The 22,278-nt window shown below is 45.8% G+C and carries 16 protein-coding genes; all 16 read left to right on the top strand.

Annotated elements, in window-relative coordinates; all coding sequences use genetic code 11:
• Positions 1-335 precede the first annotated feature (335 nt).
• Positions 336-1,238: a phytanoyl-CoA dioxygenase family protein gene (locus RMX89_RS13440; RefSeq protein ID WP_322674610.1), complete on the top strand. Its 903-nt coding sequence runs from the start codon at positions 336-338 to the stop codon at positions 1,236-1,238.
• A gap of 343 nt (positions 1,239-1,581) precedes the next feature.
• Positions 1,582-1,821 carry a hypothetical protein gene (locus RMX89_RS13435; RefSeq protein WP_322674609.1) on the top strand — a complete coding sequence of 80 codons (240 nt, stop codon included), beginning with the start codon at positions 1,582-1,584 and terminating at the stop codon, positions 1,819-1,821.
• Between the two features lie 122 nt (positions 1,822-1,943).
• On the top strand, positions 1,944-8,852 hold the full coding sequence (locus RMX89_RS13430) for a protein kinase domain-containing protein (RefSeq protein ID WP_322689278.1): 6,909 nt from the start codon (positions 1,944-1,946) through the stop codon (positions 8,850-8,852).
• 6 nt (positions 8,853-8,858) lie between these two features.
• Complete coding sequence (locus RMX89_RS13425; RefSeq protein WP_322689277.1) at positions 8,859-9,488, top strand: response regulator transcription factor; 630 nt, start codon at positions 8,859-8,861, stop codon at positions 9,486-9,488.
• A 264-nt stretch (positions 9,489-9,752) separates the two neighbouring features.
• Positions 9,753-10,358 carry a DsbA family protein gene (locus RMX89_RS13420; protein ID WP_322689276.1) on the top strand — a complete coding sequence of 202 codons (606 nt, stop codon included), beginning with the start codon at positions 9,753-9,755 and terminating at the stop codon, positions 10,356-10,358.
• 281 nt (positions 10,359-10,639) lie between these two features.
• Entirely contained in the window at positions 10,640-13,414 is a 2,775-nt protein-coding gene (locus RMX89_RS13415; protein WP_322689275.1) for a PAS domain-containing protein, read from the top strand.
• 12 nt (positions 13,415-13,426) lie between these two features.
• Complete coding sequence (locus RMX89_RS13410; protein WP_322685817.1) at positions 13,427-14,056, top strand: response regulator transcription factor; 630 nt, start codon at positions 13,427-13,429, stop codon at positions 14,054-14,056.
• Between the two features lie 271 nt (positions 14,057-14,327).
• Complete coding sequence (locus RMX89_RS13405; RefSeq protein ID WP_322674603.1) at positions 14,328-14,609, top strand: hypothetical protein; 282 nt, start codon at positions 14,328-14,330, stop codon at positions 14,607-14,609.
• A 287-nt stretch (positions 14,610-14,896) separates the two neighbouring features.
• Positions 14,897-15,454 (top strand): DsbA family protein, encoded by a 558-nt coding sequence (locus RMX89_RS13400; protein ID WP_322674602.1) that lies wholly within the window; start codon positions 14,897-14,899, stop codon positions 15,452-15,454.
• A gap of 114 nt (positions 15,455-15,568) precedes the next feature.
• Positions 15,569-16,381, top strand: a complete 813-nt coding sequence (locus tag RMX89_RS13395; protein WP_322689274.1) for an alpha/beta hydrolase — start codon at positions 15,569-15,571, stop codon at positions 16,379-16,381.
• A 145-nt stretch (positions 16,382-16,526) separates the two neighbouring features.
• Positions 16,527-18,104, top strand: coding sequence for a GMC family oxidoreductase (locus tag RMX89_RS13390; RefSeq protein WP_322689273.1), 1,578 nt, complete (start codon positions 16,527-16,529; stop codon positions 18,102-18,104).
• 123 nt (positions 18,105-18,227) lie between these two features.
• Entirely contained in the window at positions 18,228-18,689 is a 462-nt protein-coding gene (locus RMX89_RS13385; protein WP_322674599.1) for a cupin domain-containing protein, read from the top strand.
• 31 nt (positions 18,690-18,720) lie between these two features.
• Positions 18,721-18,849 (top strand): hypothetical protein, encoded by a 129-nt coding sequence (locus RMX89_RS13380; RefSeq protein WP_322689272.1) that lies wholly within the window; start codon positions 18,721-18,723, stop codon positions 18,847-18,849.
• 41 nt (positions 18,850-18,890) lie between these two features.
• On the top strand, positions 18,891-19,640 hold the full coding sequence (locus RMX89_RS13375; protein ID WP_322689271.1) for a glucose 1-dehydrogenase: 750 nt from the start codon (positions 18,891-18,893) through the stop codon (positions 19,638-19,640).
• Between the two features lie 38 nt (positions 19,641-19,678).
• A complete protein-coding gene (locus RMX89_RS13370; RefSeq protein ID WP_322689270.1) occupies positions 19,679-20,449 on the top strand; it encodes an alpha/beta fold hydrolase in 771 nt (256 codons plus the stop codon).
• Positions 20,450-20,633: 184 nt separating this feature from the next.
• Positions 20,634-22,073, top strand: coding sequence for a SidA/IucD/PvdA family monooxygenase (locus RMX89_RS13365; protein ID WP_322689269.1), 1,440 nt, complete (start codon positions 20,634-20,636; stop codon positions 22,071-22,073).
• Positions 22,074-22,278 lie beyond the last annotated feature (205 nt).

The following is a 22,278-nucleotide window of genomic DNA, read 5'->3' as shown; positions in this document are numbered from 1 at the left end:
TGTGTTACATCACCATGCACTGAAGCTATAGAAAAGAAACAGAAACCTTAAAAATGACACTAAAGTATAAATCTTGCGTATGTATGACGACAACAGCAAAAGTATTTATTAACTTTATTTACAATTTTTCGGTTAAAAACTAGAGCATTTTTTGGATATTATCGTCCAAAATCCTTTTATTTAGATTTTATAGCCCAATTACGCACCTTCTACCCCAATTTATTATTAGTTCTTGGGGTTATTGTAGTTAGGCAGCAGAACTATATTGCTATCATCTCGCCCAAAATGACCCCTGTTATGTGCTTTTTTCAAAATTCTTTCAGAAGGGGATTAGGATGAATACCGCCGCACGCGAAGTTATTTTTGATTACACGAATACCGTCCAAGCCCAGAAAACAGAAGAGATTCCCCCAACCGCGCTCTTTGAGCAGTATGATACTGCCGCCGTCATGGGCGGACTCTACGGCGATGGGATCGTTGGGTTGAAAGGCGCATTCGAGCCGACCTGGGCAGATCGCCTTGGTGAGGATATTGAGGTTCTCTTCTCTGAAGCGCTTGCGCGTCCGGGAGGAGCAGTGGGGCGCGGGCCCAACCGATACTACGTAGAGATTCACCCGGAGAGGATCGGGGGATTTCTCGATCTGGTCACACATCCTTGGGTAGTGGCAGTGTCAACCGCAGTCCTTGGAGAGGACTACAAAATCGTAGAGATTGGGTTTGACGTGCCTCTGACTGGCTCCATGAATCAGCCCTGGCACCGCGACTTTCCCGCACCCGAAGCCACTCTGACAGGACGCAGGCTCAACTCGCTTGCCTTCAACTTAACCACCGTGGATGTCGAAGAGGACATGGGGCCGTTCGAGATAGCACTCGGTACCCAGTGGGATCGGCCAATCGGCTTCAAACACGAAATGTTTCCGCCAAAATCTCTCTACGACCGATACCAGGAGCGTGCTGTCAGGAAGCTCCCAAAGCGTGGAGATATATCTGTCCGGTCAGCGCTGACCATTCATCGGGGTACTGCCAACCAATCCCAAAAATCCCGCCCGACGCTAGTGCTTGGTGTGGATGCTCCAGATGCCCAAAACGCAAAGCGGCACGATCTCCAGTTCACTCGTGCTTATTACAAAACTATACCCGCAGAACAGCGAAAGCACTTCGCCTGCCGAATCGTCGATGAACTAGAACCTATCGTACAAGCGCATACGATTGAGGGACTCATCATGGGGGAGTCTTAACATCACCCCAGTTCAGGTTAAAACACATTGTTAGCATATAGCAATCTGATTTGATTTCTGAATTAATCGTAGGGACTAGGGACTGGGGACTGGGGACTGGGAAGAAGGAATAAAGCTGTACTGAGTTTTTTTCACGCAATCAAATATGAGTCCTATATAAAAATTACGTGTATTTCCGGGCTGATGGGGCTGGGTGGGGGGAAGGTGAAAAGCTGCGGACGCGTAAATGCCTTGATTGTAGCAATGTTCAGTTATTTACATAAGTTGAAAAAACAATCGCTAATAAATGTTCAGTGCGGTTAAAATTGTGATTTCTTAATATTGCAACAATTATTGTTGCAACATGAAGCCATTGTGGAGAATTCCCATAATCTTAACTGCGATCGCTGGAGCTATCATCACTGACGTTGGTAATTGCGATGCCTGCGGCGGGCTACGCCTACGCATCAATCGGGTGTATTCTAGTGGGCTGGAGGAATCGGTACAGAAGTTTTTGGAGTCGTTAGGAAAGCTGAATCGGGCTTATTTGACGGCGTTGGAAGAAAAATTGTTGAATGTTTTGAAGTCAAAAATTAAAGTTTAGTTATCAATCTCTTATTTCATCAAACTTATTCTCGATGGGAGCAAACAGCAAGTAATAATTCTCAGAATAAGAATTGCTGTATAGTTTAAGTTATGCCAGATCATACTCTCAAGAGTTGCTCTATGATTGCTCTACCTGGTATTGCCATTCAAAACAAGATATATGAAAGTTCTAACTCTCTAGTTTATCGGGGCATCAGAGACGATGGAGTAGGGATCGCCGTAAAAATGCTCAAGCTTGATTATCCTTCTCCCCAAGAACTAACCCGCTACAGACAGGAATATAAAATTACCCGTTCCCTCACAGTGGAGGGAGTGGTGAAGGCATACAGTCAGCAGGATTATCAACGCACTCTGGTGATTATCTTAGAAGATTTTGGGGGAGAGTCCCTAGAGAAATGGATGCAAAAGCGTCCAGATATTTTCTGCCCCATGCCTTTATCGACTTTTCTTGATCTTGCGATCGCCCTCACCGAGATTCTAGGCAGAATCCATGCAGCCAATATCATTCATAAAGATATCAATCCTGGAAACATAGTCCTCAATCTGGATACTGGCGTTATCAAAATTATTGATTTTGGAATTGCCACCCAATTTAACCGCACGAATCCGACTTTCAAAAGTCCTCATGTTTTAGAAGGAACCCTCGCCTACCTGTCTCCAGAGCAAACTGGGCGGATGAACCGTTTGCTCGATTACCGGACTGATTTCTACTCACTAGGTGTGACATTTTACGAACTGCTCACCGGACAACTACCATTTCCCACCACAGACGTGCTGGAGCTAGTTCATTGTCATATTGCCAAACATCCTATTCCGCCTCATGAAATAAATACAACAATTCCCAAACCAGTTTCAGATATAATTCTCAAACTGATGGCGAAAAATGCTGAAAATCGCTATCAAAGTGCCTGGGGCATCAAAGCGGATTTAGAAATTTGTGCTGAACAATTAGCAGAAATCGGTCAAATCTCTAGCATTCAACTGGCGCTTCAAGACGTTTCGGGTCAGTTTCAAATTTCCCAAAAACTGTATGGACGGGATAAGGAAGTTGCAATGTTACTGGCGGCGTTTGATCGTGTAGCCTGTCCAGAGTCAAATCGCGTTGCTTCTTTACCAAACAATTCAGAAACAACTTCACAAAGGGAACAAACAGGCAAATCAAAATTCCAAGTCGAAATGATGTTGGTATCTGGCTATGCGGGAGTAGGTAAATCTGCGTTAGTGCAAGAAATCTATAAACCAATCACCCAAAAGCGCGGCTATTTTATCTCTGGGAAGTTCGATCAATTTGGGCGCAATATTCCCTACAGTGCGATCGCAGATGCTCTGCAAAAATTGGTACAGCAATTGCTCAGTGAACCAGACGAACAAGTGCAACAGTGGCGATCGCTCTTACTCACAGCTTTAGGAAACAACGCACAAATCATCATTGATGCGATCCCCGAAGTTGAATTAATTATCGGCAAGCAGCCACCCGTACCAGAAATTGGAGCAACTGAAGCTCAAAATCGCTTTCATCGAATCTTTGGGCAGTTCGTGCGGGTGTTTTGTTCAGAATCACATCCCCTGGTGATATTCTTAGATGATTTGCAGTGGATAGACTCAGCAACGCTGAAGTTAATCGAGTTGATGCTACTGGATGAGCAAACCAAATCACTATTTTTAATTGGAGCCTATCGAGATAATGAAGTAAATCCAACGCATCCATTAGCATTAATGCTAGAGAGACTGCGAAAACAAGGGGCAGTGCTTCAAGAAATTATCCTAACACCATTAACACTTAAGCCATTAAATCAGTTAATTGCCGAAACGCTACATCGAAATGCAGACATCGTTCGTCCGTTAGCTGATTTGGTGTTGCGTAAAACTGAGGGCAATCCCTTCTTTGTCAGTGAATTTTTGAGAATGCTGTATAGCGAAAATCTGCTGACATTTGATGCACAAAACTTATGCTGGCAATGGAACATAGCTGATATTCAAGCCCAGGATATTACCGATAATGTGGTGGAGTTACTACTGACCCAGTTAAATAAATTACCAAAAAACACACAGCAAATTCTCCAGTTAGCTGCTTGCGTCGGTGCTGAGTTTAATTTAGATACTCTATCGATTGTTTGCGATCGACCACATGAAACGGTTTTTCAAGATTTACTAACAGCCATACAAGGTGGATTAATTCAACCACTATCTGAATTAGATGAAAACTTGTTAATTCAAGAGTATAAGTTCTTGCACGATCGCGTGCAGCAAGCCTCATACACCTTAATCGATGAGTCGCAAAAACAAATTGTTCATTTACAAATTGGTCGCAATCTCCTCCAAAAAACTTTGCCAAAGCGACTATCAGACCGACTGTTTGAAATTGTCGATCATCTTAATCATGGAATTGAGCTTGTCACAGATCGACTAGAACGCAATGAAATTGCTAGATTAAATTTAATCACAGGACAGAAAGCAAAAGCTGCGATCGCCTATAGTGTGGCTCAAAATTATTTAGCCAGAGGTAGAGCATGGCTGGCAGACTCAAGTTGGCAAACTAACTATGAACTGACCTTAGAGTTATATACCCAAACAACAGAAGTCGCGTATTTGTGTGGCGAGTTTGAGCAGGTAGAATCCTGGGCGGCGATCGCTCTGCAAGCAGCCAAAACGGTTCTCGACATCGTGAAAGTTTACGAAGTCAAAATTCAAACTGACATCGCGCAGAACCAGCCATTAGAAGCAATCAACACTGGATTGCAAGTTTTGCAGCAACTGGGAATCAGTTTTCCTGAAACGCCAACTCAGTCAGACATTCAGCTTGAGCTAGATGCGATCGCATCACTCATTGGCGAGAAGGCAATCGAGAACTTGCTCCATTTGCCGAAAATGACCGAACCGGACAAGTTAGCGGCGATGCGAATCTTATCAAGCATCACGATTGCTGCCTATGTTGCGGCTCCTGATTTGATGCCTCTGCTTGTGTCTAAACAAGTAAAATTATCAATTCAATCTGGTAATGCTGTTGTATCTCCCTTTGCCTATGCATTTTACGGATTAATTCTTTGTGGAACGAGTGGGAACATTGCGATTGGGTACGAGTTTGGACAACTTGCGCTAAATCTATTGTCACACCTTAATGTTCATTCTCTCAGAGCTAGAACATTACTCATTGTGAATAACTTTATTATTCATTGGAAAAAGCATATTAAAAACACAATCCAGCCCTTGCTAGAAGCCTACCAAAAAGGTTTAGAAGTTGGAGATTTAGAGTTTGCTGCTTATTGTGCTCATTGTTATTGCTTCCAATTCTATGCAGTTGGAAAGGAACTCGTAGAAGTTGAGCGCGAGATGACGAAATACAATGAAGCAATTCGTCAAATCAAACAGAAAACGGCGCTAACCTGGAACCAAATATATCATCAGGCGATCGCAAATTTGATGGGCTTTTCGGTCAGCCCAACTCGTCTAGTTGGCGAGTTCTACAATGAAGAAAGTGGATTGCCACAACATGAAATAGCAAATGATGGAACGTCAACCTTTGATGTCTATTTCAATAAACTTATCCTGTGTTACCTATTTTCTGAATACGCTCAAGCAGTTGAAAACTCAACCATAGCAGAACGTTATTTAATCCGAATAACAGGCACACCTGTTGCCCCTTTTTACTATCTATATGATGCGCTGGCAAGACTCGCCATATACTCTGAAAGCAGCACTCAAGTGCAAGAGGAACTCCTCAAAAAAGTTACGGTTAGTCAGGATAAAATGAAGCAATGGGCACAGTATGCGCCAATGAATTGTTTGCATAAATATCATCTGGTGCAAGCAGAGACTGCACGAGTTCTAAGTCAGTGGTTTGAAGCAGAGGAATTCTATGAACAAGCAATTCAAGGAGCCAGGGAAAATGAATATATCCAGGAAGAAGCGTTAGCATACGAGTTAGCTGCTAAACATTATCTAGTGCGAGGTCGGCAAAAGATCGCCCAAACCTACATGAAAGAAGCTCACTACTGCTATGAACGGTGGGGAGCAACTGCGAAAGTGAGAGATTTAGAAGCTCGCTATCCGCAGTTCTTTCCTCATTTATCCAGCGTGGCTTCCACACCAATCTGCACTACTGCTGAAACCACTTCTAATACCTCACACATCGCTTTTGATTTAACGGCAGTAATGAAGGCAACTCAGGCGATTTCGAGCGAAATTGAACTAGATCGGCTGCTCCGTTCCTTGATGAAGATATTAATCGAAAATGCTGGCGCACAAACAGGATTTTTGATTTTAGAAAATTCAGGAAAATGGATGATTGAAGCGTCTAGTGAACTTAATGAGGGTGAGAATGTCTATGCTACACAAGTGCTGCAATCTATCCCACCTGCAAATCATCTACCTGAATCAATTATTAATTATGTTATTCGTACTCATGAATCTGTCATCTTAAATGATGCTACTCGTGAAGGTAATTTTATTAATGAGCCATATATTCAACAGAATCAAACTCAATCAATTTTATGTCTGCCTCTGCTCAATCAAGGTAAGCTAGTGGGCGTGTTGTATCTAGAAAATAAATTAGCTGCTGGAGCATTTACATCAGAGCGAGTCTCTTTCACTGCGGGAGGCTGCGCCAACGGAAACGCTACGCGATCGCAAGTTCTGAATCTACTTTCTACTCAAGCAGCGATCGCAATTGAGAATGCCAAACTCTACTCAAAGCTCCGCGCTAGCGAAAGTCAGATGACTCAATTTTTAGAAGCGATTCCAGTGGGAATTGGTATTATTGACGCGACAGGTCGCCCTTACTATGTCAATCAACGGGGAATTGAGCTTATGGGTAAAGGCGTCGATCCTGCTGCGACACCAGAGCAACTTTCAGAAATTTATCAATTTTACGTGACGGGAACGGATCAAATCTATCCGTCAGAGAAACTGCCAATTATCCGGGCGTTGAGTGGCGAACGCACCAGGACTGACGATATAGATATTCGCCAAAACAACGCAACTATTCCATCTGAGGCATGGGGAACTCCAGTCTTTGACGAACAGGGCAATGTGATTTATGCGATCGCAGCCTTTCAAGATATCACTGAGCGCAAACAAACCGAACGTCTCTTAGCCAATTACAACCGCACCTTAGAACAACAGGTAGCCCAACGAACAGCCGCGTTACAGCAAAGTGAAGCAGAATTGCGCCATCGGGAACAGGAATTACGACTGATTACCAACGCTCTACCAGTTCTGATCGGCTATGTAGATGCCAATCGATGTTATCAATTCATCAACCATACCTATGAGGTCTGGTTTAATCGTAGCCGCAATGAAATTCTGGGCAACCCTGTTCGCCAACTTCTCGGTGAGGCGGTTTATCAACGAATTGAGCCGTACATTAATCAGGTGTTTGCAGGGCAAACGGTATCTTTAGAAACAGAGATCCCTTTTGGGCTTGGCAAGCGGTGCATCAGCGCAACCTTGATCCCTGATTTCGATGACAATGCTCAAGTCAGAGGCTTCTACAGTATCATGACAGATATTAGCGAACGCAAACAAGCAGAAGAAGTGTTGCGTCAGTCCGAGGCTCAATTTCGGGAACAGGCAATCCTCTCCGATTTTCGCGCCGATGTGGATAGTGCCTTGGCTCAAAGTGCTAGTTTGCCCTTGATGCTGCATCGCTGTGCCCAAGCCGTTGTTAAGCACTTTAATGCGGCATTTGCTCGGATTTGGACGCTAAATAAAGACAAGAATGTTTTGGAATTACAAGCCAGTGCGGGGATGTATACCCGTCTTGACGGTGAGTACAGTCGAATTCCTGTAGGTAGCGTCAAAGTTGGACAAATTGCTCAGGAACGCTGTCCTCTGTTGACTAACAATGTGTTTGATGAATCATCCATTGATAAAGAATGGGCAAAACGAGAAGGCATGGTGGCATTTGCGGGCTATCCGATACTGCTGGATGAGCAACTTGTTGGCGTGATAGCGATGTTTACTCGACATCCCATTCCGTCGTCCAACTTTGAGGCGTTGGAGTTTTCAGCCCGTGAGATTGCATTAGGAATTAGACGCAAACAGGCAGAAGAAGCGTTGCAAGCCTCCGAAGCAGAACTTCGGGCGCTCTTTTGTGCAATGCCCGATCCGCTCTTGGTAGTAAATGCAGAAGGGCGGATTTTGAGAGCAAGCCTGATCGAGTCAGAGAAATTATCTAACCCGATTGACGAACAGGTGGGTCGAACATTTTCCGAAATTTTTGAGCGATCGCAAGCCGATACATTTCTTGGCTGTATTCGGCAAGCATTAAGCACTCAGCAGCCCCTAACGGTTGAGTATAGCTCGATCGTGGGAGGGTGGAAAACCTGGTTTGCAACTCGCATCTCGCCCATTTCAGAACATTCTGTCATTTGGCTGGCAAGAGATATCAGCGATCGCAAACGAGCTGAAGAAGCCTCGATTCTAGAAGAACGCAATCACATGGCGCGGGAAATTCACGACACTTTAGCCCAAGCGTTTACAGGTATTATCATTCATGCTCGCTCTGCCGCCAATAAGGTAACGGCAGACCCAGAAAAAGCGCAAACTCTCCTGACTCAGATCCTCGACTTAGCCCGTTCTGGGCTTGCGGAGGCACGTCGTTCAGTAGAGGCACTACACCGCCCATACCTTTTAGAGAGCAGTAACTTACAGGATGCCTTAAGCCATCTTACTGCTCAATTAGACTCCTCGATCGCAACCCAGATCGTCTACGAAGTCATAGGTACACCCTATCCCCTATCCTCCGATCTGGAAAATAATCTGTTTCGGATTGGGCAGGAAGCTTTGACAAATGCAATCAAACATGCTAGGGCAAGTAAAATCCACATTGAACTGATCTATGAACCGACCCAATGCAGCTTGCGAATTAAAGACGATGGGCAGGGATTTAATGTAGAAAACCAGGCGATGCGGAATGGCTTTGGTCTACTGGGGATGGCAGAACGGGCTGAACGCATTAGAGCTAAATTAAAGATTCAAAGTGACTTAGGGCAAGGGACAGAAATTATGGTATCTATTAATCGAGGGTAAGTCAGCATGAATCAGCCTAGTAGCATTCGCGTTCTGGTTGTGGACGATCATCCTGTTGTCCGCCAGGGGTTGATCGGAATGTTAGAGGAGGCTCCAGATATTATCATTGTTGGTCAGGGGCGAAATGGGCATGAGGCGATCGCAGTTTTTCAGCAACAGCAACCTGATGTGACTTTGATGGATTTACGGATGCCCGAGATGGGAGGTGTTCAAGCGATTACGGTCATTTGCAATGAGTTTCCCAATGCCCGAATTATTGTGCTGACCACGTATGACACCGATGAAGAGATTTATCAAGGATTGCGAGCCGGGGCAAAGGGATATTTACTCAAGGACTCTGAGCCAGAGGAACTATTGACAGCAATTCGGACAGTGACCAAGGGACAACAGTATATTCCCATCAACGTGGCTGCCAAGCTAGTCCAACGGATGACTGCTCCAGAACTGAGCGATCGTGAGTTAGAAGTTCTCCAGTTAGTCGGACAGGGCATGAGCAACCAGGAAATTAGCACTGCTCTCAATATTAGTGAAAGTACAGTGAAGACTCATATCAACCGAATTTTAAGCAAGCTAGATGTCAAAGATCGCACCCAGGCAGCCATTATTGCGTTGAAACGCGGAATTGCTAGCTTGTAAAAGCAAAGATGGTACTTCTGCCTGGGTTAACCATCATATTTTAGTCTCTGAGGCAATCAAACCTGAGTTTGATTCGTTTTACTCCCTCAAATTGACTCATCCTCAATCATTTTGTTGATTAAAATACAGACCCTGAATTGACGACAAGCCTAAGCAAGTCTCATACATTAAACTCATACAAACGATTATAAGGTTGAAGGGAAGAAATTTCAGAGGGTACACGATGAATCTCTTTTCCTCAAATATTTAGAATGAGAGTTTAAAATGAGCGATGTTATTCCTGACGACACACCTGACGACCCTTGCGGTAACTGCGAAGCAGAGCGCGATCGATTAGTTGTACTTCCTTCTGAGCAAGACCATCGACAAGGATCGTTGAATACTCGCGTTGTGCTTGTTGAGTATGGGGATTATCAGTGTCCCCAATGTAGTGAACTTTATACCTCAATTCAGGCAATTCAACGCCAGCTTGAGGCGACCTTATTCGGGAGAGATTCTCTATGCTTTGTATTCCGACATTTTCCTCAACCTCAAATCCATCCTCAAGCTCAAAAAGCAGCAGCAGCGACAGAAGCAGCAGCAACACAAGGGCAGTTTTGGCAGATGCACGAGATGTTATTGAAGCATCAGCAAGAGCTAGAAGATGGGTATTTAGCAGAATACGCTGACAATTTAGGGCTTGATGTAACTCAGTTAATTCGAGACATTGCCCAAAAAGTGCATGTCGATCGCATCAATCAAGACATTGCTAGCGGAATGGATAGTGGGGTAGTTAACACTCCAGCTTTATTTATCAATGGTGTGCGTTATAGAGACGCTTTAGAGCTTGAGCCGCTACTTGTTGCGATCGTTGGAGCTTCTCATGGCTAGTATTTTCTTAAGAAGGCAGAAGTACAAAGGCAGAGGGCAGAAGGGAATCCCCATAAATAAATTTAGGGGATTTAACTTTTGACACAGTAAATATGCGCTGCGCCACTCGTTATACAAATTTATTTATTTTTTCATAAATAAATTTAGGGGCTTGTGTCCCTTGATTGCTGAGGACAAAAATTGTATTTCTTCCTTCTGCCTCCTGCCTCCTGCCCTCTGCCTTTCTTCGGTCAATAAATGGACTAACCTGCGCGAACTGCCGTAAATGAGGAATCTGATTGATGAGCAGTCTTCTCAAGCAAGTTGTAGCTCAAGTTTCCAGAACGGTGCCATTGCAGACGGTTTTGATTGTGCCGTTTGTGCTGCAAACTTTGGTGACAGTCGGCTTAGTGGGGTATTTTTCCTTCCAAAATAGACAGGAAGCCATCAACGATCTCGCCAGTCAACTGCGGCGCGAACTGACAAACCGGATCGAAGGCAAACTACAAACCTATACCGAGATACCCCATAACATCAATCGGCTCAATGCCAGCACCTTCGCTCAGGGAAAAATTGACCCTAGCGCAGTAAAAGGTGAGTTTCCACTCTGGCAGCAAATTCAGATTTATCCAATGGTGAGTGATATCTACTGCGGCGATCGCAAAGGTTCTCTTCTAGGGGTGCGACGTAGCCCTGGCGATCGCTCAATTGAACTGCGGTCGAGTAATGTTGCTACAGATCGTCAACTCTACGGCTACAGCCTCGATCGCAATGGTCAGCGAGACCAGTTAATCAGTCAAGGCAACAAAGCTTTCGATGCGCGGGTTCGTCCCTGGTATAAAGCAGCAGTGACGGCAGGCGAACCAATCTGGAGTGGAATTTATGCCGACTTTGCTAGCCAGTTGCCAACGATCACCGCCAGTACGCCTGTCTATAGCACAGCCGATCGATCGCTGTTGGGAGTCTGTGCCACCGATGTATTTCTGCCTAATGAGATGAGCCTTTTTTTGGCTAGCCTGCAAATTGGCAAGACAGGCATCGCCTTTATTCTAGAGCGATCGGGACAACTGGTTGCCACGTCCACCGGAGAGGCGATTATTAGTAGTGGGGCGGCAGCAAATCGATTGTCCGCAGTTGAGAGCCGTAACCCTACCGTGCGAGCTACTGCTGCCTATTTGCGCGAGCATTTCAGCGATTTGTGGCAGATCCAGACTGCGGAACAGCTTGATTTTAAGTTCGATGGCAGGCGGCAGTTGATTCAGGTGATGCCATTCAAAGATACTCGTGGGCTGGATTGGCTGATTGTCACGGTGTTGCCTGAATCCGATTTCATGGCCAAGATTAATCAAAGCATCCACACGACGATTCTGCTTTGTATTGCGGCTTTGCTGCTTGGCATTGCGATCTGCATTTTGATTGCCCGATGGATCGCTAAACCGATTGTCAGCGTCAGTCAATCGGCAAAAGCGCTAGCAGACGGTGCATGGGATCAGACGGTAGAAATTGAGCGATCGGGCGATTTGGGCGAACTGGCTCGATCGTTCAACCAGATGGCACAGCAGCTTCAAATCGCATTTGCCAAAATGCAGTCTTTAAACCAGACCCTCGCCCAAAGTGAAACCCGCCTCCAGAAAATTTTAGAGTCGGTTCCGGTAGGAATTGTAGTTATGGATGCAACAGGCCGCCCTTATTACGCAAATCAGAAGGCAATCCAACTCTTGGGCAAGGGCGTGCTGCCGTCTGTCACCCCAGAGCAAATTGCCGAGGTCTATCAACTCTATGTAGCAGGAACCGATCGCCCCTACCCAACCGAAAAACTGATGATTAGGCGAGCGCTAAACGGCGAACAGGGCAGTGTGGATGATATCGAAATTCATCAGGGGAATCGCATCATTCCGATCGAAAGTTGGGGAACTCCAATTTTTGATGAGTCTGGCAACATTCTGTATGCGATCGCAGCCTTTCAAGACATCACCGAACGTAAACAAGCAGAGAAGCTTTTAGCAGAATACAATCGCACCCTAGAGCAAGAAGTTGCCCAACGAACGACAGCATTGCAGGCAAACGAAGCAGAGCTACGCGGTGTCTACGAGGAGCTTCGCTTACAGGAGCAGGAATTACGACTGATTGCCGACGCTCTACCCGTTCTGATTAGCTACGTCGATGCCAATCGCTGCTTTCAATTTATCAACCGTACCTATGAGGTTTGGTTCAACCGTAGCCGCGATCAAATTTTGGGCAACCCTGTTCGTCAACTGCTCGGTGAGGCGGTTTATGAACGGGTTGAGCCGTATATTAATCAGGTGTTTGCAGGGCAAACTGTCCCTCTAGAAGCAGAAATCCCTTTTTTGGATGATAAGCGGTGCATCAGCGCGACCTTTATTCCTGATTTCGATGACAATGCTCAGGTAAGAGGTTTCTACAGTCTCATGACAGATATTAGCGATCGCAAACGAGCTGAACACACTTCTATCTTAGAAGAACGCAACCGGATGGCGCGAGAAATTCATGATACACTAGCTCAATCTTTCACAGGTATTCTGCTTCAAGTTGGAGCAGCAACACAAGTGCTGGCGGACGACCCAGAAGCAACCCAAGTACATCTGGAAATGATTGAGGAACTAGCACGCGCTGGGCTAGCAGGGACACGGCGATCCGTAGCAGCACTCCGTCCGCGGCTACTAGAAGAAGGTAATTTAGAGAGTGCCTTGCATCGTATTGTGGCTCAAATGCTAGCAACGACCGACACGGCTCTGATTTGCGAAACTCAAGGTATAGCCTATTCCTTATCAACCGAAGTGGAGAATAACTTACTTAGAATTGGGCAGGAAGCATTAACCAATGCGATTAAATACGCTGATGCTGCCGAAATTCGGGTTGAGTTAGTGTATAACGAAACACAGTGTATCTTACGGGTTAAAGACGATGGCAGGGGCTTTGGAGTAGGTAGCACTCCTTTGAGCGGTGGGTTTGGCTTATTAGGAATGAGCGAACGGGCAGAGCGCATTGGCGCACAACTATTGATTCAAAGCCAACCTGGTCAAGGAACAGAAATTATTGTCACCATCAACCCTTGAGTGAGAATTATAATGAGCCAATCCACTACGATTCGGGTGCTAATTGTTGATGACCATGCCATAGTCAGAAAGGGTCTAGCAACCATCATTAACCGCGATCCAGAAATGACAGCGATCGCTCAAGCTGAAGATGGACAGCAGGCGATCGCCTTGTTTCGAGAATACCAACCTGATGTCACACTAATGGATTTACGAATGCCCAAAATGGGAGGTGTTGAAGCCATTATGGCGATTTGTGCTGAATTTAAGCAGGCTCGAATCGCGGTACTCACAACCTACGATGGCGATGAAGATATCTATCGCGGTTTACAGGCGGGCGCTCAAGGCTATCTGCTTAAGGATGCTAAACCTGGCGAGCTTTTGAATGCGATTCGCGCTATTCATAATGGTCAGAAATACATTCCGCCAGAAGTGGGCGCAAAATTATTGCAGCGAATGAGCAATCCAGAACTGAGTGAACGAGAGTTGGAAGTGTTGCGTTTGATGGCACAAGGAATGGGTAATCAGGAAATTGGGACTGCTTTGATTATTGGTGAAAGTACCGTCAAATCTCATGTGAATCGGATTTTAAGCAAACTGGGAGTGAGCGATCGCACACAAGCTGTGATTACTGCTGTTAAGCGTGGGATTGTCAATTTGTAAATAAGTTGTACTCAAGTTGAAATTTGGATTCCAACTTGAGTTGGAGGCAACCTTCCATTTTGAGATGGACTGATTTATCAATCACTCTATTGAGCAAAAGTTTCAACTTTTAGAGGACGACAAGTTAGAGTTAATTGCATATATTTGTACACAAAGCCGCCAAAGCTTCAACAAAAGTATGTAAACGTTTAGTTGCTCACTGGCGGCGAAATCCTCTAGTTAATTGATGCCAAAGAATATTTAGAATTGGTAAAAAAGGCGGAATACAATTATGCATGTTTGGAATTTGGCTAAAGGTTTAGGAGTCGTAATCGTTGGCGCAATAGCTTTCTCTGGAAACTCTGCTATTGCCAAAATCAATCAGGGTGTGACTCTAGAGAATAATCTGAATGCACCTACCTTAAACACAGCGATTAAAAAGCACAATACATTAGGAGACGATGCCCTAAAAATTAATTACAGCATCAAACAAACTCAATCTCAAAATAGAAATGCTGCTCTAGATAAGAAAAAAACTTTGCTAGCAGGCTGCCGGCCATGGTCGTGTATTTAAGCCTTAGAGGATGTTTGAAAAGTATTTTTGGTAACTTCTGAGGCTCGGAAACCTAACCCCCCTAGCCCCCTTCCCTACAAGGGAATGGGAATTTCAAAGCCTCTCCTCGAAGTAGAAAGAGGCTTTGAAGAGAGGTTTCTGGTATACCTTATTACATTTCGTTAACGCACCATCTAATTTTCTTCTGAATGACTTAGACCTTTCCAAAAACTAGATTTTAGCTCAGGTAGTACAAGGATTTCAGAAGAGATCGCTGGCGATGAGCATTTTCTTTTTCGGAGGTCTCAGTGAGTTTTGAGAGCGATCGCAGTTTGTTATTCGTCCCACCTTCAACACAAGATCGCATAAAAGGTGTACTGAATGCGATTGTAGTGTTGGTGATGTATGGGGACTATCAATCTCAAGAGAGTGCAAATGTTGACAGGCTGATTAAAGTCATTGGGCGACAACTTAGTGTTTCTTTAGGGGAGAATTATTTATGTTTTATCTTCCGTCATTTTCCACAAATTCAGATTCATCCACATGCTCAAAGGGCAGCACAAGCTGCAGAAGCAGCAGCGGCTCAAGGGCAGTTTTGGCAAATGCATGAGATGCTGTTTATCTATCAACAGGAATTGGGAAATGGCTATCTAGTGGAGTATGCCAATCGTTTAGGACTTGATATTTCTCAATTTTTGCAGGATTTATCCAAAGGAGCATATGTCAATCGGATCAATACGGACATCGAAAGTGGACTACGAAGTGGAGTGGAGGCTGCACCCGCTTTGTTTATTAATGGAATTCGCTATCTCGATCGCTGGACTGTTGAGCAGATAATGGCAGCTATTGTTGCTGCAAATGATTAAGGTTTTTGATGCTTATCCTAACAAGTATTTCAGCAGGGAGTATTTCATAACTTCTATACCGACGACAAGAACCAGAGATTTCAGCAATTTAGCAAGAATACAGAGGCGATCGCAATGATAGTTTTTACATGGAAAAAAGTTCAAAAAATGTTGCTGTGGTTATTTGCATTAAGTGTTGTCGTTGTCATATCAATGCATCCAACATCAGCCACCTCCAAGGAATTACCTCAAGCGTCCAACTCTAAACCTGCGATCGTTCTCGTTCATGGGGCTTATGCTGATGGTACATCATGGCAACACGTCATTCCATTGTTGGAGAAAGATGGCTATAGAGTAACTGCTGTGCAGATTCCGCTCACCTCGCTTGCTGATGATGTCGCAACGACGAAGCGGGTGATTGATGCTCAAAAGGGTTCTGTTGTTGTAGTCGGACATTCTTATGGTGGAAATGTAATCACGGGTGCGGCGGCTGGCAATTCACAGGTGAAAGCTTTGGTTTATGTTAATGCTTTCGCACCAGATGTCGGTGAAAAGACGAGTGATTTGAATAAAAGGTACGCAGCACCTCCGATTAGTACGGCGATCGTATCTGATGCTGCAAACTTTCTCTATGTAGATCGCGGGAAGTTTCACGAATTTTTTGCCCAAGACGTATCAAAAGCTGAGGCGCGAGTGATGGCCGCAACCCAAAAACCGATCGCCAGCGCAGCCTTTGAGCAATCAGTGAATGAAATCGCTTGGAAAACGATTCCTTCCTGGTTTATCGTGACTCAAAGCGATCGCGCCATCAACCCTGAACTTCAACGATTTATGGCTAAACGGATTAATGCTAAGACAACCGAAGTTAACTCCAGCCATGTTCCTTTTATCTCTCATCCAAAAGAGGTTGCCAAAGTGATTGAAGCAGCAAGTACTGCTGTGAAGTAATCGCAATTGTAAGAGAAGCAGTTTCTCAGTACAAATAAATAGAACAGACCTAGTTATTGACTAACAGTATTTCAGCGATCGCTCTTTAAATCAGTTCATTCTTGACTCCATTTATCCATTGTAGATAACAGAGGAAGAGAACTTTATGACTAATTATGACTACATTGTAATTGGTGCAGGTTCGGCTGGTTGTGTGGTTGCCAATCGTCTAACCGAAGACTGTGACACAACCGTGTTACTCCTCGAAGCGGGCAACCCAGCTACAAAACCAGAAATTCAAATTCCGGCGCAGTGCTTTAGCCTAATAGGCTCTGAAGTAGATTGGAGTTACGTTTCTGAGCCGGAACCCTACCTGAATTACCGCAAAATGTTTTGTTCCCGTGGCAAAGTCTTGGGGGGCAGCAGTTCGATTAATTTCATGATGTATGTCCGGGGCAATCCTCAAGATTACGATCGCTGGCAGGAATTAGGAAATCCCGGTTGGTCGTACCTTGATGTCTTGCCCTATTTCAAGAAATCGGAGCAGCAGCAGCGAGGCGCGTCAGAATTTCACGGGGTTGATGGGGAGTTGAGCGTTACCGATTTGATGTCCCCTGCTGTGGTTTCCCAACGCTTTGTAGATGCCTGTGTATCAATGGGATACAACTACAATCCTGATTTTAATGGTGTACAGCAACAAGGGGTAGGACTTTATCAGTTGACGATCGAGGATGGTAAACGGCACAGTGCTGCTGCTGCTTTTCTTCTACCCATTTTCCATCGTCCCAATTTGACCGTAACGACTGGGGCATTGGTGACGCGATTGCTGTTTGAAGGCACTCGCTGTGTGGGAGTAGAATATCTGCATGAAGGTAGGCTCCACCAGGTCAGAGTCAACCAAGAAGTGATTTTAAGTGCGGGTGCGTTTGATTCGCCCAAACTGCTAATGCTTTCTGGTATTGGGGATGCAGAATATCTGCAAGCGATGGGAATTTCTGTGATTGCAGATTTGCCGGGTGTCGGTCAAAACCTTCAGGATCACATTCTCACTTGTGTCGTTCAAGCAGCTACTCAAGATATACACCCTGCCATTACCAGTAATGGAGTTGAAGCCGGATTATTTTTGCATAGCAAAGGGAATGTGGAGGCTGCACCCGATTTGCAGTTCTTTTTCGGCCCGATTCAATTCTTGTCACCTGGTTATACTCCTGCTGATTTTGGATTTACAGGTGCAGTCTCTCTTACCCGTCTCCAAAATGTTGGCAGCGTTCGTTTGCGTTCATCTAATTTCAACGATCCACCAACCATACGGATGAATTATCTACAAAGTCAAGCTGATGTGCAGAAGTTGGTTGAGGGAGTGAAATTAATCCGCCAATTGTTTCAGAACAGTGCCTTTGATGAGTTTCGTGGCAAAGAAATTGCTCCGGGTTCCCAAATTCAGATTGATGCAGCACTCGAAGCTTACATTCGGGACACTTGCAGCACTGTATGGCATCCGGTTGGCACTTGCAAAATGGGCATTGACCCAATGGCAGTGGTAAACCCTGAACTACGGGTACATGGAATTCAAGGTCTTCGTGTGGTTGATGCATCAATCATGCCAACAATTACCACAGGCAACACAAACGCACCCACTATCATGATTTCTGAGAAGGCAGCAGATTTAATTAAAGCGGAGCGTACTTCGCAAAGTGTTCTTAACAAGCTTAATGTTCAAAATCTGACACACTCATCTATTTAGGAGTTCGGAAATCTCTTTTTTCAAGAGTTTATCGGACGCTTCGCTTTAGCGCTCGGTTTCTATGACGTACTGGCATTGACGGTATGAACGCCTGCTTTATTTGAGTCGCAAGCTTGAGCATTCATGACACAATTCATTAGAAATATCTATTCCATGACACAATCGTTCTGGCTTCTTGGTTCTCGCCTCACCATCCTCGCCGATCGCACCACGACTGATGGTAAATACGACCTGATTGAAGGCTATTCTCCTCCTGGTATGCAGACTCCACCCCATCGCCATACACGCTATTCCGAACAACTTTATGTGCTCCAAGGAGAGTACACTGTCTGGCTTGGTAAAAACAAGGTTGTGCTAGGCATAGGTGAAAGTGTTCTGATTCCTATGGGCATACCCCATGTTGTTGCTACACTCGGCGATCGACCAGCTCGTGCGTTAGTCGTTTCTGCCCCCAGTGCCTTTGCTCAACTAATTGCTGCAACAGGGACGCTAAACGAGAATGAGGCACCTGATTTGGAATTGTTCATTCGCATCTCTACCGAAATTGGCGACGAAATTCTGGGTGTACCTGGAGATATCCCTTAGAGATTAGTTAGTATTCAATAAGCCTCGCATCGTGGAGACTCCAGCGAACGATCCCACTGCACCCCTACCCCCAATTACAGATGCAGATATTCAAAAGACGATCGCCCTAGCTCCCCAATACGGGCTGACTATTCTTCCTCCTGACTCCACTCTCCATTAGTAACTGACCGCTTTAAACCCAACAATCGAAGGATTAGCATAATGAAAAAACTAGAAGGAAAAATCGCCCTTGTCACGGGTGGCAACAGTGGTATTGGTCTTGCCACAGCCAAACAGTTTGTTGCTGAAGGTGCCTATGTCTACATCACAGGTCGTCGCCAAGCCGAACTGGATGCTGCTGTAGAAGCCATCGGTAAAAATGTTACGGCTGTGCAGAGCGATGTTTCTAATCTGGCAGACCTCGATCGTCTGTTTGCTACCATTAAGCAAGAACAAGGACACCTCGATATCATCTTCGCTAATGCTGGCGGTGGACAAATTGCCCCACTTGGAGCAATCACTGAGGAACACTTTGACAAAACATTCAACGTAAACGTCAAAGGTTTGCTGTTCACCGTACAAAAGGCATTGCCACTGTTGCCAGAGGGCGCTTCTATTATCCTGAATGCTTCGATTACTTCTATAAAAGGTACGCCAGCATTCAGTGTTTACAGCGCTACCAAAGCCGCCGTGAGATCGTTTGCTCGGAATTGGATACTCGACCTCAAAGAACGGAAGATCCGAGTGAATGCCATTAGCCCTGGTGTGGTTCCGACTCCTGGTTACGATCATTTGGGACTGAATGACCAGCAGTTGCAAGAATTTGTGGACAGCCAAGCCAGCACCATCCCACTGGGGCGAGTCGGCACACCCGATGAGATTGCCAAAGCTGTTGTCTTTCTCGCTTCAGATGACAGCAGCTTTGTGAACGGCATTGAGTTGTTTGTCGATGGCGGTATGGCACAGATTTGAAGTTCAAAAGGCTTTGATCGCTTACAAAGAGTAATCCCATGACTACATATCGCACAGTTTCAATCGATGGTTTAGATATCTTCTACCGTGAAGCTGGTTCTCGTAATAATCCGACGATTCTGTTATTGCACGGCTTCCCAACGTCGTCTCACATGTTCCGCAATCTTATACCTGCCCTCGCTGATAAATTCCATCTCGTTGCTCCTGACTACCCTGGCTACGGCAACAGTTCGATGCCAACTGTAAATGAATTTGATTACACGTTCGATCGCTTGGCTGAGATTGTAGAGAAATTCATTGCTGCGATCGCTCTCAAAAAGTACAGCCTTTATGTGATGGATTATGGCGCGCCGATTGGCTATCGGATTGCCGCTAAATATCCAGAGCGCGTGCAATCTCTGATTGTTCAAAATGGCAATGCTTACGAGGAAGGTCTACGCGAATTCTGGGAGCCGATTAAGGCATACTGGCAAGAGCGATCGCCTGAAAATGCTGAAAAGCTCAAATATCTTGTCACCCTGGAAGCAACGAAGTGGCAATATACCAATGGTGTTCGCAATCTAGAAGCGATCAGCCCCGATACCTGGACTATCGATCAACATTTCCTCGATCGCCCCGGCAACGGTGAGATTCAACTGGCACTGCTGTATAGCTATGGTACCAATCCACCGCTCTATCCCCAATGGCAAGAGTATTTCCGCCAGTATCAACCGCTGCCTCTCTTGCGGCTTGTTCTTGCGGATACAAATAAATTTCTGACTTACTACACCCACTCAGCCACACCCCACACCCAAAAGCCTTATATATAATGGGTTTGCCGTTAACAAGCGTGCCATTCGGTAAAGGGACTCATGGTAAGGGATAAAAAACATGAGTCCCTTTCACCCTTCCCCTTTACCCCGCTTGCGTTGCCTTGGCGTACTACTAGTAACAGCTTAATTGTCTACTATTCCGATTTTTTCATCCATCGCAACGATATCTGAGGAGATCGAAATGACAACAACGAGCAATTCCGATTTTGCTGCCCGCGAGGCACTACGCCTGCTCGGTCCCGATCCCGAAAACTGGGTGCCCGATCGCCCTGGCATCGATCATAATGTCACTATCATAGGTGGCAGCGGTAGCGGTAGCACCTTTGTATTTGCGCTACGACGTGCTGGGATCGGTCGCGTAACGGAGATTGATGCAGCCGATGACGAGGCTCATGCAGGCGTGTGGTTGACGCGAGCGCGGATGAGAACGCTCCGCACACCGAAACATCTGCCTGGCCCAGAACTAGGCATCCCAGAATTGTCCTTTCAAGCCTGGTACGAAGCGCGGCACGGTGCGGCAGCCTACGCGGCGATCGATCGCATTGGGCGAGTGACATGGGCTGAGTACCTCAGTTGGTATCGGCATTTCCTGGGTATCCAGGTTCGTTACCAGACGAAGTTGGTGCGGATTGAACCAGTCGCAGGTTTCTTCCGCCTACACCTTGAGATAAACGGTGTCCCGCAGGTAGAGACTACGCGCAAAATTATCTTCGCCAATGGCGTGGCTGGCACGGGTGGCCCGAACATACCTCCAATACTGGCTGACTTACCCCGCACGTTGTACGCGCATACCGCCGATGCGATCGATTTTGAAGCACTGCGCGGTAAGACTGTGGCGGTGCTGGGTGCGGCGGCTTCAGCTTTCGATGCAGCAGGAGTGGCGCTGGAATCGGGAGCTAAGGCAGTACATTTATTTGTACGGCGATCGGCGATCGCATCTCTGTCACTCCTTCGGGTACGGGATTACCCTGGTGCTTACGACAACTATCCCCAACTACCCGATGCAGCCCGCTGGCTCCAGGCTTGGCGCTTTCATCAAGCAGGCACCGCGCCACCCCCGAACTCGATTAAGCGAGCGATCGCTTTCCCGAACTTTCACATCCATCTATCTGCACCTTGGAAATCGGCACGGAAACTGGGCGAACGCATTGCCATCCAGGTGAACGATGATGTTTTCGAGTTTGATTTTGCGATCGCTGGCACTGGTTACTTCGTTGACCCAACCAAGCGTCCCGAACTAGCCGACTTTGCCCAACATATTGCCCTCTGGCGCGATCGCTACCAGCCACCAGAAGGACTGCGCGACGACGGTTTGGCGGCACATCCTTACCTCGGTAGCGCCCACGAATACCAAGAAAAAGTACCTGGTACTGCCCCTTATCTGAAAGACATTCACGTATTTAATCCTGCTGGTTTGGTCAGCTTCGGATTGCCAGTTGGTGACATCCATAGCATCCGCCGCGACGTACCTGCAATAGTATCGCGCATCAGTCACGACTTGTTCTTTAAGGACTGGGCGCATCATGAGGCAAGTATCACAGGCGATATTGCCCCCGATTTTGAGGACTCGCTCTATGCTGCTGCGGTGTGGAAACAACCGATCGAGGCAGCGACGCGCTAGGTTAACAACTTTTTCACCAGTAACAAATAATTCTGGCTCTTAAACGATGTCAGTAGAAAGCGATCGCCATTTCACGATCGCTGCCGATCGAGCATCACTGTTAAACCAATTCACTTAACAGTGTCATTTCAACAGATTGTTTACTAATTATCAAAGGAGAATGTCATGGTTGCTCAAGTAAATTCACAAGCAAAGATTTTGGAAG

Origin of the sequence: Nostoc sp. DedSLP04, from assembly GCF_034530775.1 — a bacterium.
Taxonomy (GTDB): domain Bacteria; phylum Cyanobacteriota; class Cyanobacteriia; order Cyanobacteriales; family Nostocaceae; genus Nostoc.
The sequence above is the reverse complement of the archived record's forward strand: the minus strand, read 5'-3'. Positions and strand labels throughout refer to the sequence as shown.